The sequence below is a fragment of the Weissella hellenica genome (assembly GCF_005405545.1).
In the GTDB taxonomy this organism is placed as follows: domain Bacteria; phylum Bacillota; class Bacilli; order Lactobacillales; family Lactobacillaceae; genus Weissella; species Weissella hellenica.
Window position 1 is genome coordinate 80942 of the sequence record NZ_BJEG01000002.1, and the last position, 24583, is coordinate 105524.

The 24583-nt window shown below is 36.6% G+C and carries 19 protein-coding genes, 8 tRNA genes, 2 pseudogenes and 1 riboswitch; of the genes and pseudogenes, 5 read left to right on the forward strand and 24 right to left on the reverse strand.

What is annotated here, in order from left to right; genetic code table 11:
- The 9 genes and pseudogenes from FFM61_RS09050 to FFM61_RS02560 all read right to left on the reverse strand — a co-directional run.
- Positions 1–399, reverse strand: a 399-nt coding sequence (locus tag FFM61_RS09050) for a GDP-mannose 4,6-dehydratase (protein WP_240005961.1), incomplete at its 3' end; no start/stop codon positions are given.
- A gap of 81 nt (positions 400–480) precedes the next feature.
- Positions 481–1623: a trans-sulfuration enzyme family protein gene (locus FFM61_RS02525; RefSeq protein WP_074427062.1), complete on the reverse strand. Its 1143-nt coding sequence runs from the start codon at positions 1621–1623 to the stop codon at positions 481–483.
- 328 nt (positions 1624–1951) lie between these two features.
- Positions 1952–2836 carry a 3-hydroxyacyl-CoA dehydrogenase gene (locus tag FFM61_RS02530; protein WP_074427061.1) on the reverse strand — a complete coding sequence of 295 codons (885 nt, stop codon included), beginning with the start codon at positions 2834–2836 and terminating at the stop codon, positions 1952–1954.
- Positions 2837–3012: 176 nt separating this feature from the next.
- Entirely contained in the window at positions 3013–4119 is a 1107-nt protein-coding gene (locus tag FFM61_RS02535) for an ABC transporter ATP-binding protein (protein WP_074427060.1), read from the reverse strand.
- A 44-nt stretch (positions 4120–4163) separates the two neighbouring features.
- A pseudogene (locus FFM61_RS02540) lies at positions 4164–6005 on the reverse strand (glycoside hydrolase family 2 protein).
- Between the two features lie 19 nt (positions 6006–6024).
- Positions 6025–6324, reverse strand: a complete 300-nt coding sequence (locus tag FFM61_RS02545) for a hypothetical protein (protein ID WP_074427059.1) — start codon at positions 6322–6324, stop codon at positions 6025–6027.
- Positions 6325–6328: 4 nt separating this feature from the next.
- A complete protein-coding gene (locus FFM61_RS02550) occupies positions 6329–7171 on the reverse strand; it encodes a carbohydrate ABC transporter permease (protein WP_074427058.1) in 843 nt (280 codons plus the stop codon).
- 20 nt (positions 7172–7191) lie between these two features.
- Positions 7192–8100: pseudogene (locus tag FFM61_RS02555) on the reverse strand (carbohydrate ABC transporter permease).
- 43 nt (positions 8101–8143) lie between these two features.
- Positions 8144–9406, reverse strand: a complete 1263-nt coding sequence (locus FFM61_RS02560) for an extracellular solute-binding protein (protein WP_074427057.1) — start codon at positions 9404–9406, stop codon at positions 8144–8146.
- Positions 9407–9621: 215 nt separating this feature from the next.
- On the opposite strand from FFM61_RS02560, the gene FFM61_RS02565 reads away from it, so the two are divergent.
- Together FFM61_RS02565 and FFM61_RS02570 are read left to right on the forward strand one after the other, a co-directional pair.
- The gene (locus FFM61_RS02565) at positions 9622–10548 is read left to right on the forward strand and encodes an ArsR/SmtB family transcription factor (RefSeq protein WP_074427056.1); all 927 of its coding nucleotides are present in this window, start codon (positions 9622–9624) and stop codon (positions 10546–10548) included.
- A gap of 11 nt (positions 10549–10559) precedes the next feature.
- Positions 10560–11201 carry an alpha/beta hydrolase gene (locus FFM61_RS02570; protein ID WP_074427055.1) on the forward strand — a complete coding sequence of 214 codons (642 nt, stop codon included), beginning with the start codon at positions 10560–10562 and terminating at the stop codon, positions 11199–11201.
- Positions 11202–11319: 118 nt separating this feature from the next.
- On the opposite strand, the gene FFM61_RS02575 is transcribed toward FFM61_RS02570, so the two are convergent.
- From FFM61_RS02575 to FFM61_RS02605, 7 genes are all read right to left on the reverse strand, one after another.
- Positions 11320–11403: transfer RNA gene (locus FFM61_RS02575), tRNA-Leu, on the reverse strand.
- 41 nt (positions 11404–11444) lie between these two features.
- Positions 11445–11528 (reverse strand) — tRNA-Leu (locus FFM61_RS02580).
- A 50-nt stretch (positions 11529–11578) separates the two neighbouring features.
- A tRNA-His gene (locus FFM61_RS02585) sits at positions 11579–11651 on the reverse strand.
- Positions 11652–11665: 14 nt separating this feature from the next.
- A tRNA-Trp gene (locus tag FFM61_RS02590) sits at positions 11666–11736 on the reverse strand.
- Positions 11737–11776: 40 nt separating this feature from the next.
- Positions 11777–11849: transfer RNA gene (locus tag FFM61_RS02595), tRNA-Phe, on the reverse strand.
- 8 nt (positions 11850–11857) lie between these two features.
- Positions 11858–11931: transfer RNA gene (locus tag FFM61_RS02600), tRNA-Asp, on the reverse strand.
- A 2-nt stretch (positions 11932–11933) separates the two neighbouring features.
- Positions 11934–12006 (reverse strand) — tRNA-Val (locus FFM61_RS02605).
- 236 nt (positions 12007–12242) lie between these two features.
- On the opposite strand from FFM61_RS02605, the gene FFM61_RS02610 reads away from it, so the two are divergent.
- Positions 12243–12313, forward strand: a tRNA-Cys gene (locus FFM61_RS02610).
- 57 nt (positions 12314–12370) lie between these two features.
- On the opposite strand, the gene FFM61_RS02615 is transcribed toward FFM61_RS02610, so the two are convergent.
- From FFM61_RS02615 to FFM61_RS02635, 5 genes are all read right to left on the reverse strand, one after another.
- Positions 12371–13900: a glycosyltransferase gene (locus FFM61_RS02615; protein ID WP_074427054.1), complete on the reverse strand. Its 1530-nt coding sequence runs from the start codon at positions 13898–13900 to the stop codon at positions 12371–12373.
- 5 nt (positions 13901–13905) lie between these two features.
- The gene (asp1, locus tag FFM61_RS02620) at positions 13906–15498 is read right to left on the reverse strand and encodes an accessory Sec system glycosyltransferase Asp1 (RefSeq protein ID WP_074427053.1); all 1593 of its coding nucleotides are present in this window, start codon (positions 15496–15498) and stop codon (positions 13906–13908) included.
- 26 nt (positions 15499–15524) lie between these two features.
- Positions 15525–16394: an NAD(P)-dependent oxidoreductase gene (locus FFM61_RS02625; RefSeq protein ID WP_074427052.1), complete on the reverse strand. Its 870-nt coding sequence runs from the start codon at positions 16392–16394 to the stop codon at positions 15525–15527.
- Positions 16395–16649: 255 nt separating this feature from the next.
- A complete protein-coding gene (locus FFM61_RS02630; protein ID WP_074427051.1) occupies positions 16650–17222 on the reverse strand; it encodes a xanthine phosphoribosyltransferase in 573 nt (190 codons plus the stop codon).
- Positions 17223–17227: 5 nt separating this feature from the next.
- Positions 17228–18532, reverse strand: a complete 1305-nt coding sequence (locus FFM61_RS02635) for a nucleobase:cation symporter-2 family protein (protein WP_074427050.1) — start codon at positions 18530–18532, stop codon at positions 17228–17230.
- Between the two features lie 111 nt (positions 18533–18643).
- Positions 18644–18742: riboswitch (purine riboswitch) on the reverse strand.
- Positions 18743–18929: 187 nt separating this feature from the next.
- Here FFM61_RS02635 and FFM61_RS02640 point away from each other — a divergent pair.
- Entirely contained in the window at positions 18930–20099 is a 1170-nt protein-coding gene (locus FFM61_RS02640) for an MFS transporter (protein ID WP_074427049.1), read from the forward strand.
- A 159-nt stretch (positions 20100–20258) separates the two neighbouring features.
- Positions 20259–20618 carry a hypothetical protein gene (locus tag FFM61_RS02645; RefSeq protein ID WP_074427048.1) on the forward strand — a complete coding sequence of 120 codons (360 nt, stop codon included), beginning with the start codon at positions 20259–20261 and terminating at the stop codon, positions 20616–20618.
- Between the two features lie 463 nt (positions 20619–21081).
- On the opposite strand, the gene FFM61_RS02650 is transcribed toward FFM61_RS02645, so the two are convergent.
- From FFM61_RS02650 to FFM61_RS02660, 3 genes are all read right to left on the reverse strand, one after another.
- The gene (locus FFM61_RS02650; protein ID WP_074427047.1) at positions 21082–22146 is read right to left on the reverse strand and encodes an alcohol dehydrogenase catalytic domain-containing protein; all 1065 of its coding nucleotides are present in this window, start codon (positions 22144–22146) and stop codon (positions 21082–21084) included.
- Positions 22147–22872: 726 nt separating this feature from the next.
- Positions 22873–23190 carry a bacteriocin immunity protein gene (locus FFM61_RS02655; protein ID WP_074427046.1) on the reverse strand — a complete coding sequence of 106 codons (318 nt, stop codon included), beginning with the start codon at positions 23188–23190 and terminating at the stop codon, positions 22873–22875.
- A gap of 22 nt (positions 23191–23212) precedes the next feature.
- Complete coding sequence (locus FFM61_RS02660) at positions 23213–24559, reverse strand: dihydrolipoyl dehydrogenase family protein (protein WP_074427045.1); 1347 nt, start codon at positions 24557–24559, stop codon at positions 23213–23215.
- Positions 24560–24583: the final 24 nt, after the last annotated feature.

Here is a 24583-nt window from a genome sequence, read left to right on the forward strand (position 1 = left end):
TCGTAATGGTAAATCACCATATACTTCATCAGTCAATACATGGTGAAAACGGACATGATACTGGCGTGCTGCTTCGATTAGCGTAAATGTCCCCATCAAATTGGTTTGCATAAAAATACTTGGGTCATGCAACGCCCTGTCATTATGACTTTCCGCTGCAAAATGGACGACTGCTTGTGTTTTTTGGACTAACTGATCAACTAGTTCAGCGTCATTGATATCCCCCACAACTAGTTGTACACGATCTAAGTCCTTTAAGTTATCTGCATTCCCCGCATACGTCAGTTTATCGAGCACAACAATTTGGACGTCCGGATTATTTTTAATCACATAGCGGACAAAGTTTGTGCCAATAAAACCGGCGCCACCAGTTACCAAAATTTTATTATATTTCGCCATCAGCATCACCCCAATTAAGATTGAAAAAACGTTTTTATTGCTTTTATCATATCATAATTGCCGAAAGCGCTTTATCCAACGTTACTTGGCTATCACTTGAAAGGCTTGTGCTAAATCTGCCAACAAATCGGCTATATCTTCAACACCGACTGACAAACGAATTAATTCATCCGTAATACCATTTTCCAAGCGTGTCTCACGTGGAATAGCCCCATGTGTCATAATTGCTGGTACTTCAACCAAACTTTCTAGTGCACCTAAGCTTTCTGCCAACGTAATAACTCGCAAATGTTCAACAAACAAACGTGGATCCAAACCTGGCTGTAATTCAAACGAAATCATAGCACCGAAACCATTCATTTGTTTTTTAGCGACAGTATAATCTGGAATTTCAGGATCCCCAGGATAATAAATTTTATTAACCAATGGTTGTTGATTTAGATAATCGAATACGGCTTGTGCATTTTGTAAATGCGCCCGCATCCGCAATCCCAAGGTCTTCATCCCCCGTTGTAACAACCAGCTTTCTTGCGGTGCAAGTATACTACCGATTGCATTCTGTAAATAACCAATTTGCTCACCCAAATCAGGATCCTTAGTAACAACCAACCCGGCAATTACATCACTATGACCACCTAAATATTTTGACGCACTATGCAAAACGATATCGACGCCCATATCAAGTGGTTTTTGAATATATGGCGATGCAAAAGTATTATCAATAATACTTAAAATACGATGTTTTTTTGCAAGTGACGCAATGGCAGCAATATCAGTCACTCGCAATAATGGATTCGTCGGTGTTTCCAGATAGACAGCCTTTGTTTGTGGGGTGATTGCTTGTTCAACTGCCTGTAAATCACGTGTATCAACAATCGTAAATGTCATCCCAAAACGCTTTAACACAGCATCAATTAACCGAAATGTCCCACCATAGACATCATTACCAACAATGATGTGATCACCAGCAGAGAAAAGTGAGAATACCGTATTAATGGCTGCTGACCCAGATGAAAAAGCAAAACCGGCCGTGCCATTTTCTAATTCAGCAATTAGTTTTTCAACTGCTTCTCGTGTTGGATTTCCCGACCGTGAATATTCATACTTACTTGCCCCAATTGTATTCTGGTGAAACGTTGATGCCATATAAATTGGGATTGACGTTGCACCCGTAAACTCGTCTTCGCTAATACCACCATGAATTAATTTTGTATCAAATTCCATTATTTTTTACCCCAAATCCTTATATTATGAACAAAAAAAGAGCCCGATATTCTGCTTTAAATACAGAAATCGCGCCCTTAGCTTAATATCAACCTATTTTTATCAGTGTTAGATTATTTTTCCTCAAAAAACCTACACTTAACAGGCCGAACATCGCAAAAAACGCGTTGTTCGACAAAAACATACTGTTAAGTTTAGCATTGATTGATTCATCATAACCCTCCATTCATTAATTGCCCCAAGTTTACCGAGATAGTAGTTGCTTGTCAAGATATATAAACAAGCTCGTTTTTTATTCGATCTTACCTATAACATTAATGAACTATTCTTATTTCAAGAAATTATCTTGTATAAATTCAGGATTTGGATAAGTATAGAAACCTTCACCCGCAGTAGTGCCAGTCTTACCAGCATCAATCATTTCCTTCAATGCTTTGACAATTCGTGCTTGATCTTGGTCACCTTCAGCTTTAGCTAATGCCAAGTTATATGGCGTATTCAAGCCAACAACATCAAGAATCGCAAATGGTCCTTGTGGTGCACCAGTTGCGATCATCCATGACTTATCAATGGTATGTGGATCAGCTACACCATTGACCCATAACTTTTGAGCAGCATCCAATAGTGGTACCAACAATGAATTCAAAATATAACCATGTTGTTCCTTATACAGACGGAATGGCACCATACGAATATCCCTGGCAAAAGCAACCAATTCTTCTAGGTACTCATCAGCAGTTCCTGCATGCCCCATAATTTCGGCATTATTATTCTTCCAAATTTGGTTTGCAAAATGAATAGCCAAAAACTTTTCAGGACGGTTAACATACTCTACGAATTGTGAAGGCAAAAATGTCGATGAATTCGTTGCGAAAATTGTCTTTTCAGGAGCAACCTTTGATAATTCTGTGTAGTATTCAGACTTAATCTTTATACTTTCTGGGATGGCTTCAATAACCAAGTCAGCATCAGCTACAGCCTGTGCTAAATCAGTATTAAATGACATACCATCAATAACCGTCGTTGCTCTGTCGCCATCATCATAAAACGCTTGAAATTCTGGCATATAGCTAGCTAATAATTCTTTTGCGTGCTCAATAGCTGCATCATTAATATCATATAGCGTGACATTAAATCCTGAAAAAGCCGTTTGAAAAGCAATTTGACTCCCCAATACACCACCACCTGCAATAGTTACATTTTTGATTGTCATGTTAATTCCTCCTAATATGCTATTCTGAGCAAAAAACTCTTCCAAAATTAATTATATGTTGAATATTTTTAATATTCTAACAATATGCATTATCTAACAAAAATATCTATTTAAAAAACGAACATGCGCTGTTTATCAGCATCATGTTCGTTTATCCCTTTTATATTCATATTACGTTAATATACTGAAACTTCTGTCTCAGGATCGAAGAAATGTGCACGATTTAAATCAAATCCAATGTTAAATTGTTCACCTGTTTTCTTAAAGTCACGTGCATCGACTTTTGCAACAACTTCAGTAGCACCAATTTTACTATAAAGTTGTGTCTCAGCACCAAGTAACTCCGAAACAACTACTGTAGCAGGTACTACTGCATTGGGAAATGTCTCCAAAAATGTATTTTCAGTATGCATGTGTTCAGGTCGAATACCAAAGACAAGTTCTTTACCTTGATAGCCCTTATTATTCAACGTCTTTAAACAACCTGCCGGTACTTCCAACGTAAAGTTCCCGTCATTCTCACGAATCTTGTTATCTTGCAAAGTTACATGGAAAAAATTCATAGCTGGTGCACCAATAAAGCTACCAACGAATACATTAACCGGGTTATCATAAACTTCTTGTGATGTACCAATTTGTTGTACTTTTCCATCCTTCATGACAACAATACGATCAGCCATCGTCATCGCCTCAGTTTGGTCGTGTGTCACATAAATAGTTGTTGTCTTCAGACGCTGATGTAACTTGGCAATTTCAGCACGCGTTGAAATACGTAACTTAGCATCCAAATTTGATAATGGTTCATCCATTAAGAAAATCGGTGCATCGCGCACTATGGAACGTCCCAAAGCAACACGTTGTCGTTGACCACCTGACAAGGCCGATGGCTTACGCTTCAAATATTCTGTTAACCCAAGAATTTCAGCAGCATTTTTAACACGCTGATCAATTTCGCTCTTATCATACTTACGAAGTTTCAAACCAAATTCCATGTTGTCATACACTGACATGTGAGGATACAAAGCATAATTTTGAAAAACCATCGCAATATCACGATCCTTAGGAGATTCATCATTAACAATTTGATTGTCAATTTTTAGTTCACCCTGTGAAATATCTTCCAATCCAGCAATCATACGCAATGTTGTTGACTTACCACAACCTGAAGGGCCAACAAATACGATAAATTCTTGATCCTTAATATGCAAGTTAAAGTCTGTAACTGAGTAATCTGCTGCGTTATCATACTTTTTATAAATATGATCTAATGCAATTTGAACCATTAGAAAATCACCTTGTTCCTTCTATAAATTTTTTTAATGAATTATTAATTCATGTCATTATCTAAAATATCTGCAATTTCAATATCTTTTTGGGGGGCATCGACAAAAGCACGAATAAAGAATTCATTAGCTTTCTTAATAACTTCAGGATCAACTTTTGGCTGGCGATCAACAGTCAACAAACCATTCACCTCTTGCTCAGTATCCGTTAATTGTGTATAGACAATACCATTCAAACTATGCGATTGCGAAACCGCCTTCATAATTCGTTAATATTCACTGATAAATTCTTCATCACTTTTAGCACCGGTGTAACCCCATCCCTTATCGGCATCTTGTTTGTTGTATCCAATACCACCAAATTCGGTTAATAGGATTGGTTGTCCTTGATACGTAAAGCCTTCGGCAAAGATATCCCACACTGGTGGATTACGAATGATACTCTCCCATGAATGTAATGTTTCTTGATAATAGTCATAAGTTTCTTTATCATCCTTAGCACCATGAGCATAATTATGAACAGCACAAATATCAGTCTCTGTTTGTGCCCAACCATCATTAGATTGCACCAAACGTGTTGTATCTAATGAATGAATCAAATGGTACATCGCTTGCGTAAAATGTTGTTGTTGTCGGTCAATATGAACTTGTGGGACACCCCAGCTTTCATTGATGGGTACCCAGGTAACGATTGATGGATGATTATAATCACGTTCAATAATTTCTAACCATTCTTTATACAAAGTTGTTTCGGCTTTTCGAGTAAATACTGGTGCTGCAGCACATTCGCCCCAGCAAATAAATCCCATTTTATCAGCCCAGTAAAGATATCTTGGATCCTCAACCTTTTGGTGAATTCGTGCACCATTAAAGCCCATCTCCTTAGCTAAGCTAATATCTTTTTGGAAAGCTTCATCACTTGGAGCAGTTAATAGTCCCTCTGGCCAATATCCTTGGTTTAGCACCAACTTTTGATAATATGGACGATTGTTTAAATACGTCATACCATTGGCTGTATGAATTTTTCGCATTCCAAAATATGAGCTTACCTTGTCAGTCACTGCATTTGGTGCTGTAGTTTCAAAATTAACTGTAAATAGATTAGGATGTTCAGGTGTCCAAAGCCATCCTTCATTGTGATAACCCATTCTGAAAATATGATTACCTAAAATATTGATACTCCATTCAAAAGCACTGTCTTCTGGATAGATTGTTATTTTTGTTAGTAACTCGTCACCAAACTTAATATTCGCAGTTACCCCTGTACCGGAAACAAAATTATCAATTTCACCAGAAATTTCAACAATTCCTTTATCAATATCAGTCACATATTTAACACTTGCTAAATTAGTCACTGGCTTTTTTTCTAACCAAACAGTTTGTCAAATCCCTGTTGTATTTGTATACCAGATACCCGTACTTTCGCCAGTCCAATTTTGCTTACCCCGCGTTAATTCTTCATCACGAACCGGATCATCTGCACGAACTGTCATGACATGATCTGTACCATCTTTTACAAAATTTGTAATATCAAACGAAAAGCTAGTATGACCACCCGAATGTGTTCCAACATGTTGACCATCAATCCAAATATCAGCTTTAAAATCTACTGCCCCAAAATGAAGAATGGTTACCTCATCGGTTGACTGATCTATTTGAAAATGACGTTGATACCAAACAACACTATGCTCACTTTGATCATCAATACCACTCAATTCTGTTTGATACGCAAAAGGGACTTCAATCTTTTGCGTCAACTTCTCTTGTTGATACCATTGATCTCTAACCCCTTGATTTTGATCATCAAAATCAAAGTCCCAACTACCATTTAAGTTTGTCCAGTTTTCACGTTGAAATTGCGGTTGCGGATATTCTGTTCGATACATACTGTTCCTACTTTCTTTATTATGAATTAACAAGTTTTTGTTTTTTTCTCTTTAAACTAATAATTATCGTCGTTGGTACTAATAAAGCTACCGTGACAATATCCATGCAAAAATATGCAATAATCACTTCAATAATTAAAATCGGTAACACCCATTTATTAATTTCTTTTTCTTTTAAGAAATATTTGGCCAATAATAAATTAACTAAACCAGCTAGAATAAACAACGTGCCAACTAATCCAATCGTTAATGCACCATCAATAAATTGCCAAACTGCAGAAATTAGTAATAATTTTCTATCCCAGTTTCTTTCTAACATATATCTATCCCTTCACACCTACTGACAAAGACATTGATTGTAAGAAATACTTTTGCGCAACTAGATATAAAATAAACGTTGGAATGATAGCGATAATTGCTCCGGCCATCAAAGTTGGGATATCGGCAACATACATTCCCTGCAATAATTTCAAACCAGGCGTAATCGGCATCTTATTAATATCTGAAAATACAATTGATGGCCACAAGAAATCATTCCATGAACCGGTAAATGTAAATAACGCAACAACAAACAAGACAGGCTTAATCAATGGCAAAATAATAATTCTAAAGATCTGCCAATCACTTGCCCCATCAATGCGAGCAGCTTCATCATAAGCAAGCGGAATATTATCCATAAATTGACGAACTAGGAAAATATTGAATGCCCCTGTTGCAGCTTGAAAAATCATAGCCCATGGTGTATTTGCCCAACCTAGCAATGTCATAATTTTGTATAGCGGAATAATGTTCATTACGGGTGGAAACATCATCGTGGCTAACAAAAAGATGAACAATACATTTCTTCCTCTGAATCGTAAACGTGAAAAGGCAAATGCTGATAAAGATGTTACAATCAAAACCAAAATAGTCGAGCCACCTGAAATGACAATTGAGTTTAAGAACCAGCGAAACACTGGTGTATTTGCTGTATTTTGTAATAAATCTGAATAATTTGTTACTATCCAATTGATTGGTAGAAACTTAAATCCAACGGATTGCATTTCAATGTTACTTTTGAAAGATGACATTACACCATATAACAGTGGCATAATCCAAATAATACTTAATAGAACCAAAAAGATAAACGATAACCACTTTGCCGTGCCTTGCTTCTTATTTTTCATGATCTCTTTACCTTCCTACATCAATCTTTATTTCTTAGCAAAAATAATTGAACCATAGACACAATCATAATGCAGATACCTAATATAACTGACATTGCTGAAGAAATTCCTGCCAATGATTGTCCTGATCCAAACGCATTTTGTTGTACGTTCATCATCAAAACAGTTGTCGAACCATTTGGACCACCATTCGTCAACATTAGTGGTTGTCCATAAATGTTGAATTGGGCAATGGTTGTTGTCACGATCGTAAATAACAATTGTCCACGAATACTTGGCAAAGTAATGTGAATAAACTTCTTTCAACTTGACGCACCATCTATATCAGCTGCTTCATAATAATCTTGTGGAATACCATTCAAGGCAGCTTGATAAATAATCATGTTTCCACCGATTGTCCACCAAACTGTTAGAACAACAATCGTGATCCATGCCCAAGGTTGTGTTCCAGTCCAAACCTGATTCCAATTAAACAACGTATTCAATGGTCCATAATTAGGATTAAAAATCAATGACCACACGATAACAACTGCAGAAATTGAAAATAGACTTGGCAAGTAAAATAACCCTTGAAAAAACTTCGCGAACTTTGGCTTAGTATTTAACATTACCGCTAGTGATAATGGCACCAATACACAGAACGGTACTGAAATCAAAACGAACAAAATCGTATGCCACAAACCACTTGTTAATTGATCGTGAAAAATAGAATCTGAAAACAAAATATTTTTAAAATTATCCCAACCAACAAAGACTGGTGTTCGAACTAAATCCCATTTTGTAAATGCAATATAAATCCCAAAAATTAGCGGTATTAAGAAAAAAATCGTAAAAATCGCTAAATGCGGCACTAAATAAACAAATGGATGGCTTCGTGTACGCTTATGCTTACTCACTTGCTCATGTGACTTTAAAGAAACTTCTGCCATTAGTATGTAACTCCCTCTTAATTTTTATATGCCTTGCTTTGATTTAATTTGTCATTTGTGCATCAACTTCATCCTGCACAGTATTTTGCATTTTATTCAAATATTGTGAAACGCTTGTCTTATTAAAAACAGCATCATAAGCATATCGGTCCAAATAATCAGCCAAATACCCATTGTAGCGATAATTAAAGATTGTCATTGAATCTTGCTCAACCTTATTTGTTAACAAAAATGATTGTTGCATCTTCAGATACTTTGGATCTTTGGTGATTGCGAGTGATGCTGGATTTTGTCCTGATTCAGCCCACTTTAGTGAGTGTGTTCGAACCCAGTTAATAAATGCTAACGTTCCTTCTGTCTTTGCTTTATCACGCTTAGGCTGTTTCAATAGCACAAATTGATGACTTGATGACCAGTTAACAATTTTTTGTGGATCAGCTGATAATTGCGGTGCATTAGTAACCCCATAATCAACATCGCTTTCTTTAATTTGATTATTCATCCAAATTCCTTCTGGAAGGAAAATTTGCTGACCTGTCAAAAATAGTTGCATAGGGTCATCACCATCTTGCGTAGTAATTTTTTTGTCATGCATATCCTTATAAAAATTAATAACCCGATGCGACGTCTTATTATTCAAGTCAGGATCTTTACCATTCTTTGTTAACTCGCCATTCATTTGACCATACAATGATAGGAACAACGGTTTCCACCACGTTAGACCCATACCTGCAACATCATCTTTTTGTGATTTTTTACCTGCTGCTTTAATCTCATCAAAAGTAACAATGTTATCGTCTAATGCATGTGGTGCATATTTTTTAACTAATTTTTTGTTGTAGTACATGAACGATGTATGAATATCTAACGGCACACCGTAACGTTTGCCTTGATATGCACCATTTATCCAAGCTTCTGGTACATAATTATCTTTGTTAATACCTGAAAAATCTTTTAGATAGGAATTATAACTATCTAGTAACCCATTATTAACGTAGTCTTTAATTCGTTCTACGTGGACGATCTGTAAATCTGGAATTCCTTTCTTAGAATTCACGATAGTTGGAATTTTTGAATACATGTCACTTTCCGTTAGCGACACATTCTTAACCCGATACTTTGGATTTGTTTTATTATATTGATTAACAAGACTTTGCATACTAGTCCCATCCGGTCCAGTAAACGGATTCCAAAAAATAATTTCTTTGCTGTCATCTGCATGAACCGCTGTACTGGTCCAACCAGTCAATCCCAGTGATACCGCAATAGATGTCACGATTGCACCCCAAAAATGTGACTTTTTCATAAAATTCCCCTCTTAAACTAAGTACCTAATAAAATGTTTAACATTTAGCTTAACTTTCTAACAGTTGTATTATCTGCCAATCCTGTAAGCGCTGTCAACGTTGTCATGTCAGTATACAGACATTATTAATAATAACGATAACATCATTGACACACTTGATTAAAATTCGTATGATAGTTAACAAAATAGTTAACTATCATGAAAAGAGGGATTTTATGGATATTGACACTAGCATTAACTATCTACCCGTTTATCAGGCATTAGACTCTCCCGTTCGCTTAGAAATGATTGATATTATCTCGCATGAAAAAATAACAGCGACACAATTAGCAAAACGTATGAATATTAGTAAAGCTGCCATTTCCAAAAACTTACATATTTTAGAAAATGCAAATATTATTAAATTTCAAAAAGGAACTGATAATCGCCAAAATGTCCCCTGTGTGAACATTGATAAAATTTCCATTAATTTCCCACAGCAAATATTTCCAGATTATTATAAAAAAAGCTATGATATTCCAATTGGAAATTATTTCGCCATTGAAGATATCGGCCCATCATGTGGTTTGGCCACAAATACTGAAGTCATTACACCCATGGATGACATGAACGTCTTTTTTAGTACGCATCGATTCCAGGCCCAAATATTATGGTTTACGCAAGGTAGCATTGAATATATTATTCCTAACGAAATTCCAGAAAATGGAAAAATTGAATTGTTAGAATTTGATATTGAACTGGCTAGCGAATTTCCAATGTCTAATAATAGTTGGCATTCTAAAATTGGTTTTTGGCTAAATGATACATTTATTGGTGCAACTGAATTACCTGGTAATTATTCTGATGTACGAGGACGTTATACACCAGATTGGTGGCCCAAAAAATTCAGTCAATACGGTTTATTAAATCACATTCGAATTGGTGAACTAGATACATCCATTGATAGTGTCAGCATCTCTAATGTCAGTATCAATGATTTAGCATTGCATAAAACACGCCGATTAACCCTGAAAATGGCCGTTTTACCGATGGATAATGATACATATGGTGGACTAACCTTATTTGGTAGTGATTTTGGGAATCATCCCCAAAATATCAAGGCGACCGTCTTTTACTCACAAAATGATCATGGTTTAGATTAAAGGAGGATATCATGGCCCATCTACAAATCACGCGTTTCTCAAGCACCCTACAAACACACATGAATATTGGTGTTATTCTCCCTGACCAATTGCCACAAGCACCTTTACCCACTATTTGGTTATTACATGGTCTTGGGGAAAATGGTACTTGCTGGCCAACCCGTACAACAATTGAAAATCTTGCACTTAATTATCAGGTCGCCATTATTATGCCTAATGTTGATCGTAGTTTTTATATGGATGAAGTTAATGGTCTACCTTACTGGACTTATTTTACAAAGGAATTAATGCCTGAAATGCAACATTTGTTGCCATTAAGTAGTCATCGCGACAGTAATTTCGTCATTGGTAATTCCATGGAAGGATTTGGTGCTTTAAAACTTGGTTTTAGTCATCCAGAGTTATTTAGTTATATCGCAGCGCTATCACCTGTCATTAATTTAACTGATATCATCCCGATTATGCCTGATGTTAAGCGCGTTTTTGGTGAAAACGATTTTTTAAAACCCGCAAACGATCAATTCACTCATTTTATGACTAAATATCAAATTGATGATAACTATCATGTTTCACCAGGTAATCATGATTGGTTATTTTGGGAAAAAGAAATTCAAAAAGTTTTGGCTTGGTTACCATTAAAACGAAATGCTTAAAAAAATGTGAATGATGGCATTTTATATTTAAAGGAACACCAGTCTACTCGACTGATGTTCTTTTTTATGCAACAAAAAAACTCGACAAATTCATAAATGAACTTGTCGAGTATTAGAATGCCGTCGATGGGGGTCGAACCCATACTCCCTTGCGAGAACTGGATTTTGAGTCCAGCGCGTCTGCCAATTCCGCCACAACGGCATACAATAATTAAATAAGCAATCTGACCATATCTGGTTAAATGCCGTCGATGGGGGTCGAACCCATACTCCCTTGCGAGAACTGGATTTTGAGTCCAGCGCGTCTGCCAATTCCGCCACAACGGCATATCTAATTATTATATATATTAAAATAAAAAGTTATCGCTAACTTCAAGGGCGGTAGATGGGGATCGAACCCACGCGTGCCGGTACCACAAACCGGTGTGTTAACCACTTCACCACTACCGCCATCATCAATTAAACAGGGGTAGAGGGAGTCGAACCCCCACCGACGGTTTTGGAGACCGTTGTTCTACCATTAAACTATACCCCTATTTGAAGATGGTTATTTGATAATACACTGTATTATCAAATGGCGCGGGGCGGAATCGAACCGTCGACACTACGAGCTTCAATCGTATGCTCTACCAACTGAGCTACCGAGCCATTATAAACGGTCACAACGGGATTCGAACCCGTGATCTTTCGCGTGACAGGCGAACGTCCTAACCAACTGGACCATGCGACCAATGGACGTTACAGGGATCGAACCTGTGACCCCCTGCTTGTAAGGCAGGTGCTCTCCCAGCTGAGCTAAACGTCCATTATCATTGTTACAAACTCAACAACAAAAATAATTATACCTATATTTCACTTTCTTGGCAACCCCCTAAACCATGTATCTTTTACATTTAATATATAATTTGAAATATTTCTTGATTAAAAACTATCAAAGCAACAAATTTTTGCAAAAAAACGTTTGATTGTCCTTTCTATGTTATTATATAATTGCATGTTTACTAAATTTCCCCTATAATATGTAATTGTGGTAGTAATTACGGTAGTGTAGCCAAGTGGTAAGGCAACGGTCTGCAAAACCGTCATCACGGGTTCGATTCCCGCCACTACCTTAAATAAAAAGGACAAATTGACAGTGTCGCGTCAATTTGTCCTTTTTATTTTAGCTGTTATTTAAAAATATTTTGCCATAACTTTGTTGTTTTATCATCAGCAAAATTGTGTGATTTCACATATGCCGCAGCAGACATTTGTGCCCACAGATTATCATCTGATAATAAATCAATTGCTTTCTGTGCCATAGCATTGCTTGATCCCTCTGGAACAATATAACCATTATGGCCGTCATCTATTAAGGCTTGCGTGCCATAAGGCACATCGTAACTAATGGCCGGTGTTCCACAACTCATTGCTTCAACTAGATTCATACCAAAAGATTCTGCGATGGATGGTTGCAAAATAATCTGTGCTTGCTGATATGCTTGTTGTAACTTTTCTTCACTTACATAACCACCAAATGTCACATGATCAGTAACTGCCAATTTTTGAGCTAATGTTTGTAAATCATCCATCACTTCTTGCGATGCTGCATAACCGTAATAAACAAGTGTTGCATCGGGTATTGTCTTGATAACCTTAGCCAGCACACGCAAAGCTTGTTCAGGCCTTTTTTCTGGTGACAACCGACCCACGACAATTAATTGATGTAATTGTCGTGTTTGTAATGTTATCGGTGCTTTATTTAACACTACTGATGACAATGAAATATCAGGGGCACCTTTAATCGTCAACTCTGGATAACGACTTTTTAAATCTTTTTGTTGATCAGATGTCGATACTAAAATTGCCGTAAATGCCTGTCCATAACGCTCTAATACATTAGTATAGGCATCATATAATTTCCCTCTCACGGGATGTTTGACATTCCCCACATGGATACCATGCAAATAAGCATATTTATGCACCGTTCCTTGCACCGCAGCTACAACATGGTCCAAGCCACGCCGATCAGAAATTAACGTTATATCAGCCTGCTGACGAGTAATTTCGTTTAAGAAGAATAAAAATAATTGTTCTTGCGAATTAAAACGATAGTCATGACCTAAATAGTTTTTCAATTTATACATACTAGGTAATAATTGACCATTAATATTCATGTGTGTAATTTCAATAACAGGATCCCCTGCTAAATTCAAAAACTGTTGTACGGCAAGCTGGCCATCCTGGTGAAAATAATCAACTGATGATTTAAATCCCCGCCAGTCAAAATTTTCACGCACTGTAATATTATCCGCACGGTCATAATAAGTAATATCATTCACTAGCCCAACTGTTGCTGGCATGACATTAATACGCGCAATAACCCGTCCTTTGTCTTCAACTGTTGAATAATTTGGCCCATGACCGACAATATGGTATCGGTCAAGCGGTAATTGTGGCAATAGACGCAAGTGCTGTTTTTTACGTGGGACATTAGTTGTTCCTTGAAAATAATCATACATATTTACCACTTCATCATTATTTAAGCCAACCGCTGTGGCATCACGATTTAAAAAACGATTATAATCTCGTGTCACATAAGCCGCTTGACCTAAACGATTTTGTTGATGTTCACGATTAAAAAATTGCACTCGTTTAGCTTGAGCATGCTCGGTTCCTGAGTTATATGCAAATATGTTTTCACTCACAAAATAATACATTTTCACTATCCTCCCCGATATCCAGGCATCGCCGCAATTTTGGTTGCCCAACTATTTTGAGCATCTGATAACAACTTTTCCCAAGCCTGCCAAACCGATGCCTCAGAATACCGTTCAGCAGATTCATATGCACCTGTCATATATTTTTCTGCTAATATTGGATCACGCAATACTTCTAAAATAGCTACCGACAATGCTTGATAATCACCATATGGTACAACCGCCCCATTTACACCGTCAGCAACGATTTCATTTGGACCATAATTAACGTCATATGAAAAGGCAATTAATCCATGTGAAATAGCCTCCATAATCGCTAAATTGAAGCCTTCCATATGAGAAGTTAAGCCATACATCATAGCCTTATTTTGGACAGCATCAATATCAGTGGTATACCCCTTTAGTGTCACAACATCTTCCAAGCCATACTCTGCAATCACTGCTTCAACTTCATGCTGAGCTTTATAATTTTCATTTGGATCAGGATATCCATATAAATCAAGCGTTACTTGCGGCACTTCTTGATGCACAATGCCAATTGCACGTACTAAATCATCAAGATTTTTTTCCCAAGCAATACGAGCAAAAACAACCATTTTACCAAATTGACGATCAGCTAGTGGTACACGTGGCGCAGTTAGTAATCTATCAGAAACAACACCAACTGGAATCGTAAATAATTGTGCCTTAGGGTGTAATCTAGTTCGTACATCAGCTGTTTGTTTATGCGTTGCTGAAATCACGGCATCATAACCATCAATAACATTTAAAGCAAATTCATAATTGTTATTAAACAATGGTGCTTCAGGGTTTTGCGCATCTGCTGTATGTGCGTTATGCAAATGAAAAGCTGTATAGGCTGGTTTTTTTAACTGCAACAACGCCTGGTCACCTAAGTGTGATCGGTCCACAACAAAAACATTTGGATGATCAAGTGACCAGTAATCTTCATTTAAGCAATCAAAAAAATAGGTTATTAATTCTGTTTGTGTGTCAAACTGCTGACATTTATGCTGACGATCTATCAAACGCCAATTTGTTTTCTGCATGTCACCACGCATTGTTTGCTTATGAAAGGCTTCGATCACCACTCGACCAGTTGGTGTTTGCCAAGTTTCTGTCCCAATTTTATTATCAGCCGTATACCACTGTTTTAATGAGACAAAGCCTCTTGCATCATAATGATCAACACAGTACAAATTATTAAAGCCATCAAACCATTCAATTGATTTAACTGGACGTGTATCATTTTGCTTGTAGTTCACACGCGCTATTAATTGATTATTAGCAGTCACTAAATAACGACTGTTACTTGGATCGTCCGTATACTGTGCATCCAATACGCCATACTCAATATCTTGTACTTGAATTAATTTAGTCGCAACGTGGCTTGCTTCTTGAAAATAATCAAATAGATTTATTATTTGTTCATCTTGAATACCGGCTTGATTGGCCGTTATATGCCCATTGGGATCCCAATCACATAAAACTAATTTAGCCGCTTCATTATTTTTGTTAAATAACGCCAAACGTTTAAGCTCTGCATGTTCGATACCAGATTTATGATCAGGCATCGTTGCATTAATAAAAAAGTTCATCTGTTACGCCTTTCACCCTGGATACACTAAACCAATTGCGACCATAATTTAACAATTCCTTGTATACCAGCGTCTGCTAATTTTTGTTCATCAACTAATTTCGTGTAAAATTGTTCAGCCATTATTGTCATAGGTAGATCCACCTGCATTTTTTTAGCTTCATCAAGGGCAATTCGTAAGTCCTTAATGTAATGCTTAACATAAAAACCAGGCTCATAATCATCTGCTAACACGCGTGGACCATAGTTGTCCATCGACCAATTTTGGGCTGCACCACCACCCAGTGTCTTTAGTACTTGGGGCAAATCTAGCCCAGCCTCTTTTGCATAAGCCATTGATTCGGCCATCCCCAACATAGTGCCTGCAATCATAATTTGGTTAGCCATCTTGGCATTTTGACCACGACCTGCTGTACCAAATAAAGTGGCTGCATTTGAAATAACTGCAAACATTGGTTGCAACTTCGTAAATGACTCTTCATCACCACCAACCATAATGGTCAACGTCCCATTTTTAGCGCCGGTATCACCACCGGATACTGGGGCATCCAAAACTTTGACACCATATTTTTCACCAGCCGTCGTTAACTCTTTAGCCAATGTTGGTGTTGACGTCGTCATATCTAAAATAATTTGACCGGGATGTGAGCCCGCAAAAATGCCGTTATCACCATAATATTGTTCAGCAACGTCTTTAGGGTAACCAACCATCGTCATCACAACATCTGCAGCTTCAGCAATTTGACGCGGTGAATCTTGCCAAACGGCACCATTATCAATAACAGATTGCGCATGTGCTTTTGTTCGATTATAAACAAAAACCTCATAATCAGCTTTTAGCAAATTATTGATAATACCGCGTCCCATGACACCTGTTCCAATAAAACCTAATTTCATTTTAATATCCCCCAATTAGCCTTTTGTCTGATAATAAATCTATCCTGCATACTCCGTATTGTATATTAATGATTTTATCTTAAATTCAGTTAATTTAACAAAAAAATCCATGAATCTGATAATTAATTTATATCTGCTTTAAATACACACAAAAAACTCGTAAATTTATTACACAACAGCACACCTATAATTAGACTTTTTACATCTAATATGGGTATGTCTTGCAAACAAATTTACGAGTTTTATTTTCGAGGACTAATCAGTAAAAACAACTTGTCCCTCTTCAAAAGCCGCAATACGTGCCAATGATTCAACATGAACACCTTGTTCATCCAACATAGCGCGTCCCTTTTGGAACGTCTTTTCAATCACAATCCCAACACCAACAACTTCAGCCTTAGCAGCGTGCGCAATTTCCATCAAACCAGTAACAGCCTGACCATTTGCTAAAAAGTCATCAATAATCAAGACACGTTCACCTTCATGTAAGAAACGCTTATCAATCATCACATGATTAGTTTCTTGCTTGGTAAATGAGTAGACATCAGCAATATATGACTCTGATGAGAGCGTAATTGACTTCTTCTTACGTGCAAATACCATTGGTACATTTAATGTTGCAGCCGCAAAAATAGCTGGTGCAATACCTGAAGATTCAACCGTCAAAACCTTATCAATCTTTTCATCAGCAAACAAACGACCAAATTCATCACCCATTTCTTGCATTAATTGCGGATCAACTTGATGGTTTAAAAAATTATCAACTTTCAAGACATCTTCACCTAAAACACGACCATCTTTTTTAATACGATCTTCTAAAATTTTCATATTGCTTACATGACCTCTTTCTCACGACCTGGTAACACAATGTTCAATAGCACTGCTAATATCGACGTGACAACCACTGAATTTTGAATAACTAATTTTACTAATTCTGGCAAATGCTGGAAAATTTGTGGGTAAACCGTAACACCGATAGCTGATCCAATTGAGATTCCTGCTATCATCAAATTACGTTCCAAATTAAAATTAACTTGTTTCAAAATCGTAATTCCTTGTACCCCGATTGTACCAAATAAGATAATCATTGCACCACCTAATACAGATGATGGAATAATCGTTGCAAGTGCGCCAAATTTTGGCAATAATCCGATTAGCAATAAAATCAATACTGCGTAGTAAATCGGCGTTCTTTTCTTAACACCTGACAAACGAACGACACCAACATTCTGTGAGAACGTTGAATATGGAAAGGTATTAAAAATACCTGATAAAATAACCGCTAGTCCTTCTGCACGATACCCCTTAGCCATGTCTTCATTAGTCAACTTACGACCAGTCAAATCAGCCAACGCAAAGTAAACACCTGTTGATTCCATCATTGATGTTAAGGCAACAATCATCATTGTAATCATCGCTGACCAATGGAAAGTTGGCGTCGCTAAGAAAAACGGTGTTGGCATGTGGAACCAAGAAGCATCAGCCACTGGTTGCAATGATACTTCTCCTAGTAGCCCTGCAAAAATTGTGCCTAATACGATTCCTAGCAAAATTGCAATTGACTTAGCAAAGCCTTTTGCAAATAAGTTAAATAGTAAAATAATCACAATCGTGACCAAACCAATTGATAGATTGGTTAAACTACCAAAACTCTTTGCTTCTAAATCACCCCCACCCCAGTTTTGAAAACCAACTGGAATCAGCGTAAATCCAATAACTGTAATCAATGAGCCAGTTACAACTGGTGGGAAAAATGCACGTAATCGCGAAAACAAACCACTGATTAAGAATACAAAAATACCAGCTGCGATAGTAGCTCCATACATTGCCCCGATTCCTAACGTGCTACCGATATTAATTAATGGCGATACCGTTTGCACTGCTGAACCAATAACCACTGGCATTGCAATTCCTGTATACCGCGTTCCTTTCAGTTGAAATAACGTTCCAACTGCAGTCATAAAAATATCAGCAGATATTAAATAAGCCATTTGTTGCGCATTAAATTGTAATGCTGCCCCAATTAACAATGGTACTAAAATACCACCAGAATACATCGCCAAAACATGTTGTAATCCTAAAATAAGATTGCGCAACTTGCTGAAACGTTCTGTCGATTTCTGTGTGTGCAACTCCATAACTAAACTCTCCTCCAATTTAGAAACACACGTAACCACTATCTCCAATAGACATTTGGCAATAAAAAAATGCACCCTATGCATTAAAAAGCATGCAGAATGGGTGCATTAATAAATCAAAACACTATCGGTAGTCCATCTCTTGGGAGACGGGTAGGCACTCGTTGGCCATTCTCCAACAATTATACCGATAGTGATTACGTCTTTTATTATTATGTAGTTAAATATAGCAGACATTATGATATTTGGAAATAGTCAGATTTTTAATAAAAATAAAATTTATCCCGTTTTTCAATAAAATACATTGACAATCAAGGGTGAATTCCGCTATTTTAAGCAGAGTAGTCATTTATAGGTTTATTATTGCTATGTCATCATAGCTTTTAGAAGGGTGCATGTGAAAGAATTCAGAATTCAAAGTTTTGTCCTGATTTTAATCTCTTTCGTATTAGGGTTTAGTGAGTTTATTATTATTGGGATTCTTGACGATTTAGCTAAGGAATTTTCAGTTAACGTTGCGACTGTTGGGTATTTAGTAACCATATTTGCTATGGTTTACGCTATTAGTACACCCATCATTACGTCAACTTTAAAGCATAATCTATATCATGCCATGTTGGTCTTAGCTATTATTTTTACTTTTGGTAATGCTTTAACCATCTTTGCGCCAAATTATGCGGTATTGGTTATTTCACGTATTATCGTTGCTATTGTTTCAGGTGCGCTAGTTTCACTGTCCTTAACTTTTGCAACTGTTATCGCACCCATTCAAAAGCGTGCTTGGCTAGTCAGCTGGATTTTTTCAGGATTCAGTGTCGCCTCTGTTTTTGGTGTCCCATTAGGAACCTGGATCAGTACCACATTTGGTTGGCGCATCACTTTTATTACAATTACGATTTTTAGTTTGTTAACCATCTTTTTAATCATTAAGACGTTACCACATAATTTGGTACAACAAAAACAAGGTAATATTTTACAACAATTCATTATTTTCAAAGATCCACGAATTTATTTAGGCGTTGTTTTACAAACATGTAGTTTAGCTGGTATTTATGTTTTCTACACTTATTTACGCCCTATTTTTTCAAAATCACTTAACTTTGATCCTAGCCTAATTACAATATTACTAACAGTCTATGGTGTCATGTCACTAATTAGTAATCAGGCTAGTGGTAAAATTGCTGATTATAAAGGTTTAAAGGCAATGCCAACACTATATGCCATTGAATTTGTCTTACTGGGCGCAATGCCTTTACTATTAGCCAATACATGGTTAGGAACGATAAATATTATGTTAGTTGGTGCATTTATGTATCTTATTAATTCACCATTACAACTACACATTATGGGCGTTGCCGAACGTGATTACCCACAATCATTAGTTCTCGCATCATCATTAAATTCAATTTTCTCTAACTTGGGAATTTCATTAGGTTCAGCTGCTGGTGGTCTAGTTGTTGCTAACCTAGGATTAAATAGCGTTGGACTTGGTGGTTCTGTTTTCATTGCCTTTGCATTAATTGCAACAATTATGTTGAACAAAGTTAATGCTGCTCAAAAAGCTTAAAATAAAAATGAATATGGCTTTAAAAAGGAGGTTGGGACAAAAGAAATTGTTCCAACTTTTTTATTTCAAAATGCATTAATTATAAGCCTGTAAGTTTTATAGCATAAATATATTCGTCGTCTCATGCATCATAATCGCACAAAGGAAAATGAATAATTAATGCACCAAGGTTTTACAACAGTATTGCCTAATCAAAAATGGGCAACAAATATGACAGAATTACGATTCGATCAACATTTAGAACAATCATTACGGCTATCTCAACCAGGCACCCCTTATTTTTCGAAAAGTTTTGGAATGATTTCAAAGTTGAATGGTAAAGTAAAGAGCACAGTTTCACATTTACAGCAGTGCGAACACCTAATTCAATTTTATATTATTTTAACCGTCAACTTGACAGGAACTATAGCAAGTAATCAAAAAGCCCGTAAATTTGATGTAAATAAAACATTAATTTACGAGCAAGTTTCACAAACTCAACTAGATAAATTTTTTTGTGGGAAATTAGTGACTAAATGACAAAGATATAAATATTTAGTACTATGTCGTTGTGAAAAATTTTTAATCCCAAATTTTCCTTGTACTCTGTCAAAACATTGTTAAATATCTCAGATTGTATCACTATTAGCGAAATGTTTTAAAAAATAAAATTAAATTTTATCAGTATTGCCAATCATAGATTTAGCAGTGTTACCGATTAAAAAGCCATTGATTTAAGTCTCTTAATTGTTGCAGACGTTGTTGTAAGTTAATTTCGACTTGTTAATAATATTCTTTTCCCATATTGCTTTTATCTTCCTAGTTGTTGCATTTTTGTTTATTGGATATTATTATCAGGTTCTTTTTCTAATACATCTGAAAGACATATAACTTTGTACTCGACGGAGCCTAGTTCAAACTGATAAAAGAAAACTTTTATTAACGTGTTACCCTTTTGACCATTAAGACAGAATTCTTGTTGTCCTAATTTATGGGTTAGTAATCACATTTCAGGTGAGATCATCACTTTAACTTGTGATTTATCATTTTGTAATGCCTCTATACCTTCAATAGTTTCATCCAAAGGAATCATTTTAGTGATCAACTGCTGGAAAACCTCTTGGTGATTATTAATAATATTGATAACTATTGGAAAGTCATTTGCGTAACCCAAGGTTGTGTGGATATTATGACCTTTCATAATCGCATCATTAATATCAAGATCGATTGATTTGCCAAATAAAGCATCAACCTGAATCACACCAGTTGTTGTCGTAATTTGCGTTGCTGTATCAAATGTTGCTTGGACACCAGCACATTCAAAGCTAATATCCACACCATCGGGTAAATCTTCATGGATCTTTTCAACAACATTCTCTTTTGTTGGATTCAAAGTATCTTCGATACCAACTTCTTTAGCTTTCGCAAGACGAACATCGGAAACATCGGAAATGTAAACTTTGGTTGCACCAGCGATCTTAGCCAAAATAGCTGTACATAAACCAATCGGTCCAGCGCCCAAGACTGCAACTTTTTGACCTTCAATTAGCCCACTACGCTTGATACCTTCATAAGCCACTGCGGTGGGTTCAGCCAAGGCGCCTAAATCAAATCCCATTTCGTCAGGTAACTTATGTACAAATTTGGCTTGAACATTAGAGAATTCGGCCATACCACCGTCGTCAGAAACACCAATAAAGTTACCACTTCCATCAGGTCCAACAGCATTCAAACAATAATTGTACATACCTTTCATACAATTCCGACAATGACCACAAGCCAAGATAGGTTCAATAGCAACCCTATCTCCAACCTTAACATCCTGCGCATTTCGTCCAACTTTAACTACTTGACCAGAAAATTCATGCCCTTCGATGATTGGTACAGTCTTACCAGATAAAGGATTCTTTTCATACGGTAAAGAAAGCCCTTCCGAATACATGTGAATATCGCTACCACAAATCCCTACAAACTTAACTTTAACTTGTACTTGATCATCTTTAGGTTCAGGAATATCAACGTTCTCAATTCGAATATCTTGCTTACCATAAATTCTTGCTGCTTTCATTACTATATTATCCTCCCTATTTGTTTATGTTAAATTTATCACATAAATGAAAGCGCTGTCAATTAATAAACTTTATACAATATACATTGTTGATTATAATCTATTAAATTTTATCAAATAAGCCTTTTTTTATCTGATTATACCTAAAAGTCTATAAATAATCGCATCAAATAAAGACCGCTATCATTTAATAATTGTGATTTATGTCACATTTCAAAAGGTATGATGTAGCTTTCAAACGTCAGGCTGTAAAAACAGCTTTACAAGGGGCTGGTTCAAAAATAGAATTAGCAATAAAATTTAGATTATGTAGTTCTTCTCAAGTAAACAATTGGATTTCAAAGTATAATGGCAACAAAGCACCACACCGTTCGGACAGCGATTATAAGAGGAGAATTCCCATGACATCACGAAAACTAACATTCGAAGACCGTGTCAGCAATCCTAATAAAAAACAGCTAAATTACGTCGTTCTGCACTAATTTTGGTTATCACAGAAATCGTCTTATCCTTAGGTGGCATACTTTTTAATTGGCTGACTATAAATGATCAAAACGGTGCCAATATTGGTGCTGGCCTCATTTTTTTACTTGGTGGTCTATTATTTTTATGTGGTCTCATTCTCCTACTTGTCACATTTCTCAAGAAAAAATAAATTACAAAAAAGGATTGTTGCCGTTTTTCCCACGGCAACAATCCTTTATTTATTATGGTTACTTAAATTATTTAAAAGATATTCCCCCCATACAAGCTACCATAATCACTTATCCATAGCCCTTTGTTATGTTTTTTGATCCACCGCTTGAGAGATATGTTAGTGGTTTCAATAACAGAAGGAATATCATGACCAACGTTATCAATGATTATGTCCGTTAATTCATTTATTAATAGATTAACGATTGGTAACGGATTTGAACCTTTTGTAATTTTGTCGGCTGATTGCAGAACATTGTCTCTTAAATTAGCATAATTTTGGGGAGGTAAATTATTATATAGTTTAGACAATATATCTAAAATATCTTTTTTATTATAAGACTCACTCATATTTTCTCCTTATTAAATTATTTTAGAAAAAATATGATAAGTCCGATGCAACTGATGGATAAGCAAACAACTGTTGCGTAACCGCCTCTTTCGTTAATCCTTGATTAATTGCGGTCGTTAAGTAGTTAATAAGTTCATCAGCGTGACTACTCATAACTGTTGCCCCGGCTAATCGTCCGGCTTGGTCGATAGCTACTCTAATACGTGAAGCTGGTTCACCTTGTCGATAAGCTGTATACCAACTAGTCATATCAATATCGTTGACGGTATAACCATTTTGAGCGGCTGTATCTGTCGCAACCCCAACTTTGGCCAACTTTGGTGTCCCGTACACAACAACTGGAATTGCAGGATACGTAATTGGTTGTGAGTTGCCCAAAATTTCTTGTACAACATGATGTGCTTCATATGAGGCAACTGGCGTTATCTTAGGCACTGGCGAATAAGCAACATCCCCAACCGCATAGACATGCGCATTACTAGTGCGCAAATGACGATCAACTAAAATACCCTCATCACTAAATTGCACTTGTGCTTGGTCCAATGCCAAGGTGTCATGATTACCAACACGACCAGCTGCACGAACAACCACGCCAGCTGTTAAGGTATTGCCAAAGCTTAACGTTGCTTCAAACTCATCATCAACAGCTTTTAATTCCGTAACTTCAGTATCGAAATACATGTGAATACCACGATCATCTAGTTGATCCATTAGTGAGTCAACCATTTCATCATCAAATGAACGTAGTAACTGATCACTATGCACTAGCAATGTGACATTAGCCCCTGCTGCTGCTGCAATGGTTGCAAATTCAATCGCAACAAAACCACCACCAACAATCACAACTTCGTCAGGTAATGACGATAAGTCCAAGAATTGCTCAGAATCAATCGTTAATTCAGCGCCTGGAAAAGTTAATTCAGCTGGTCTTTGACCAACTGCCACAATCCAATCTGTCGCCGTTACTTGCACATCATCTTGATTGTCTTGACTGACCAATGCAGTATGCTCATCAATAAAGGCCGCTTGACCAGCTAGATGATCAATCCCGCTAGTAACTAATGATTGTTCTGTCCCTTGTGAAATACCATCAGTATATTGATTTTTACGTGCCATTAAATCAGCCCAATTAATTGTCACTTTACCATCAATACCTGTACCAGTTAGAAAATCAGCATATTCTTTTGCTTCGACTGCACCTAATAATATCTTTTTAGGATCACAACCATAATTTGGACATGTCCCACCCCATAAATACTTTTCAATAATCACAACTTGTTTACCAGCATCATGCAATTCATGTGCTGCTGCCAAGCCGGCAGGACCTGCACCGATTATTGCAACATCATACTGTTTGGTTTCACTCATTAGTTTGCCACCATCCTTTATCAA

Bases quoted from the DNA above. Each gene is read 5' to 3' on its own strand.
- FFM61_RS02560 (WP_074427057.1), bottom strand. From the start codon at position 9,406: ATGAAAAAGTCACATTTTTGGGGTGCAATCGTGACATCTATTGCGGTA.
- FFM61_RS02535 (WP_074427060.1), bottom strand. From the start codon at position 4,119: ATGGTTCAAATTGCATTAGATCATATTTATAAAAAGTATGATAACGCA.
- FFM61_RS02660 (WP_074427045.1), bottom strand. From the start codon at position 24,559: ATGAGTGAAACCAAACAGTATGATGTTGCAATAATCGGTGCAGGTCCT.
- FFM61_RS02650 (WP_074427047.1), bottom strand. From the start codon at position 22,146: ATGAAAGCAGCAAGAATTTATGGTAAGCAAGATATTCGAATTGAGAAC.
- FFM61_RS02530 (WP_074427061.1), bottom strand. From the start codon at position 2,836: ATGACAATCAAAAATGTAACTATTGCAGGTGGTGGTGTATTGGGGAGT.
- FFM61_RS02525 (WP_074427062.1), bottom strand. From the start codon at position 1,623: ATGGAATTTGATACAAAATTAATTCATGGTGGTATTAGCGAAGACGAG.
- FFM61_RS02625 (WP_074427052.1), bottom strand. From the start codon at position 16,394: ATGAAATTAGGTTTTATTGGAACAGGTGTCATGGGACGCGGTATTATC.
- FFM61_RS02635 (WP_074427050.1), bottom strand. From the start codon at position 18,532: ATGGAGTTGCACACACAGAAATCGACAGAACGTTTCAGCAAGTTGCGC.
- asp1 (WP_074427053.1), bottom strand. From the start codon at position 15,498: ATGAACTTTTTTATTAATGCAACGATGCCTGATCATAAATCTGGTATC.
- FFM61_RS02615 (WP_074427054.1), bottom strand. From the start codon at position 13,900: ATGTATTATTTTGTGAGTGAAAACATATTTGCATATAACTCAGGAACC.
- FFM61_RS02655 (WP_074427046.1), bottom strand. From the start codon at position 23,190: ATGAGTGAGTCTTATAATAAAAAAGATATTTTAGATATATTGTCTAAA.
- FFM61_RS02545 (WP_074427059.1), bottom strand. From the start codon at position 6,324: ATGTTAGAAAGAAACTGGGATAGAAAATTATTACTAATTTCTGCAGTT.
- FFM61_RS02630 (WP_074427051.1), bottom strand. From the start codon at position 17,222: ATGAAAATTTTAGAAGATCGTATTAAAAAAGATGGTCGTGTTTTAGGT.
- FFM61_RS02645 (WP_074427048.1), top strand. From the start codon at position 20,259: ATGCACCAAGGTTTTACAACAGTATTGCCTAATCAAAAATGGGCAACA.
- FFM61_RS02550 (WP_074427058.1), bottom strand. From the start codon at position 7,171: ATGAAAAATAAGAAGCAAGGCACGGCAAAGTGGTTATCGTTTATCTTT.
- FFM61_RS02570 (WP_074427055.1), top strand. From the start codon at position 10,560: ATGGCCCATCTACAAATCACGCGTTTCTCAAGCACCCTACAAACACAC.
- FFM61_RS02565 (WP_074427056.1), top strand. From the start codon at position 9,622: ATGGATATTGACACTAGCATTAACTATCTACCCGTTTATCAGGCATTA.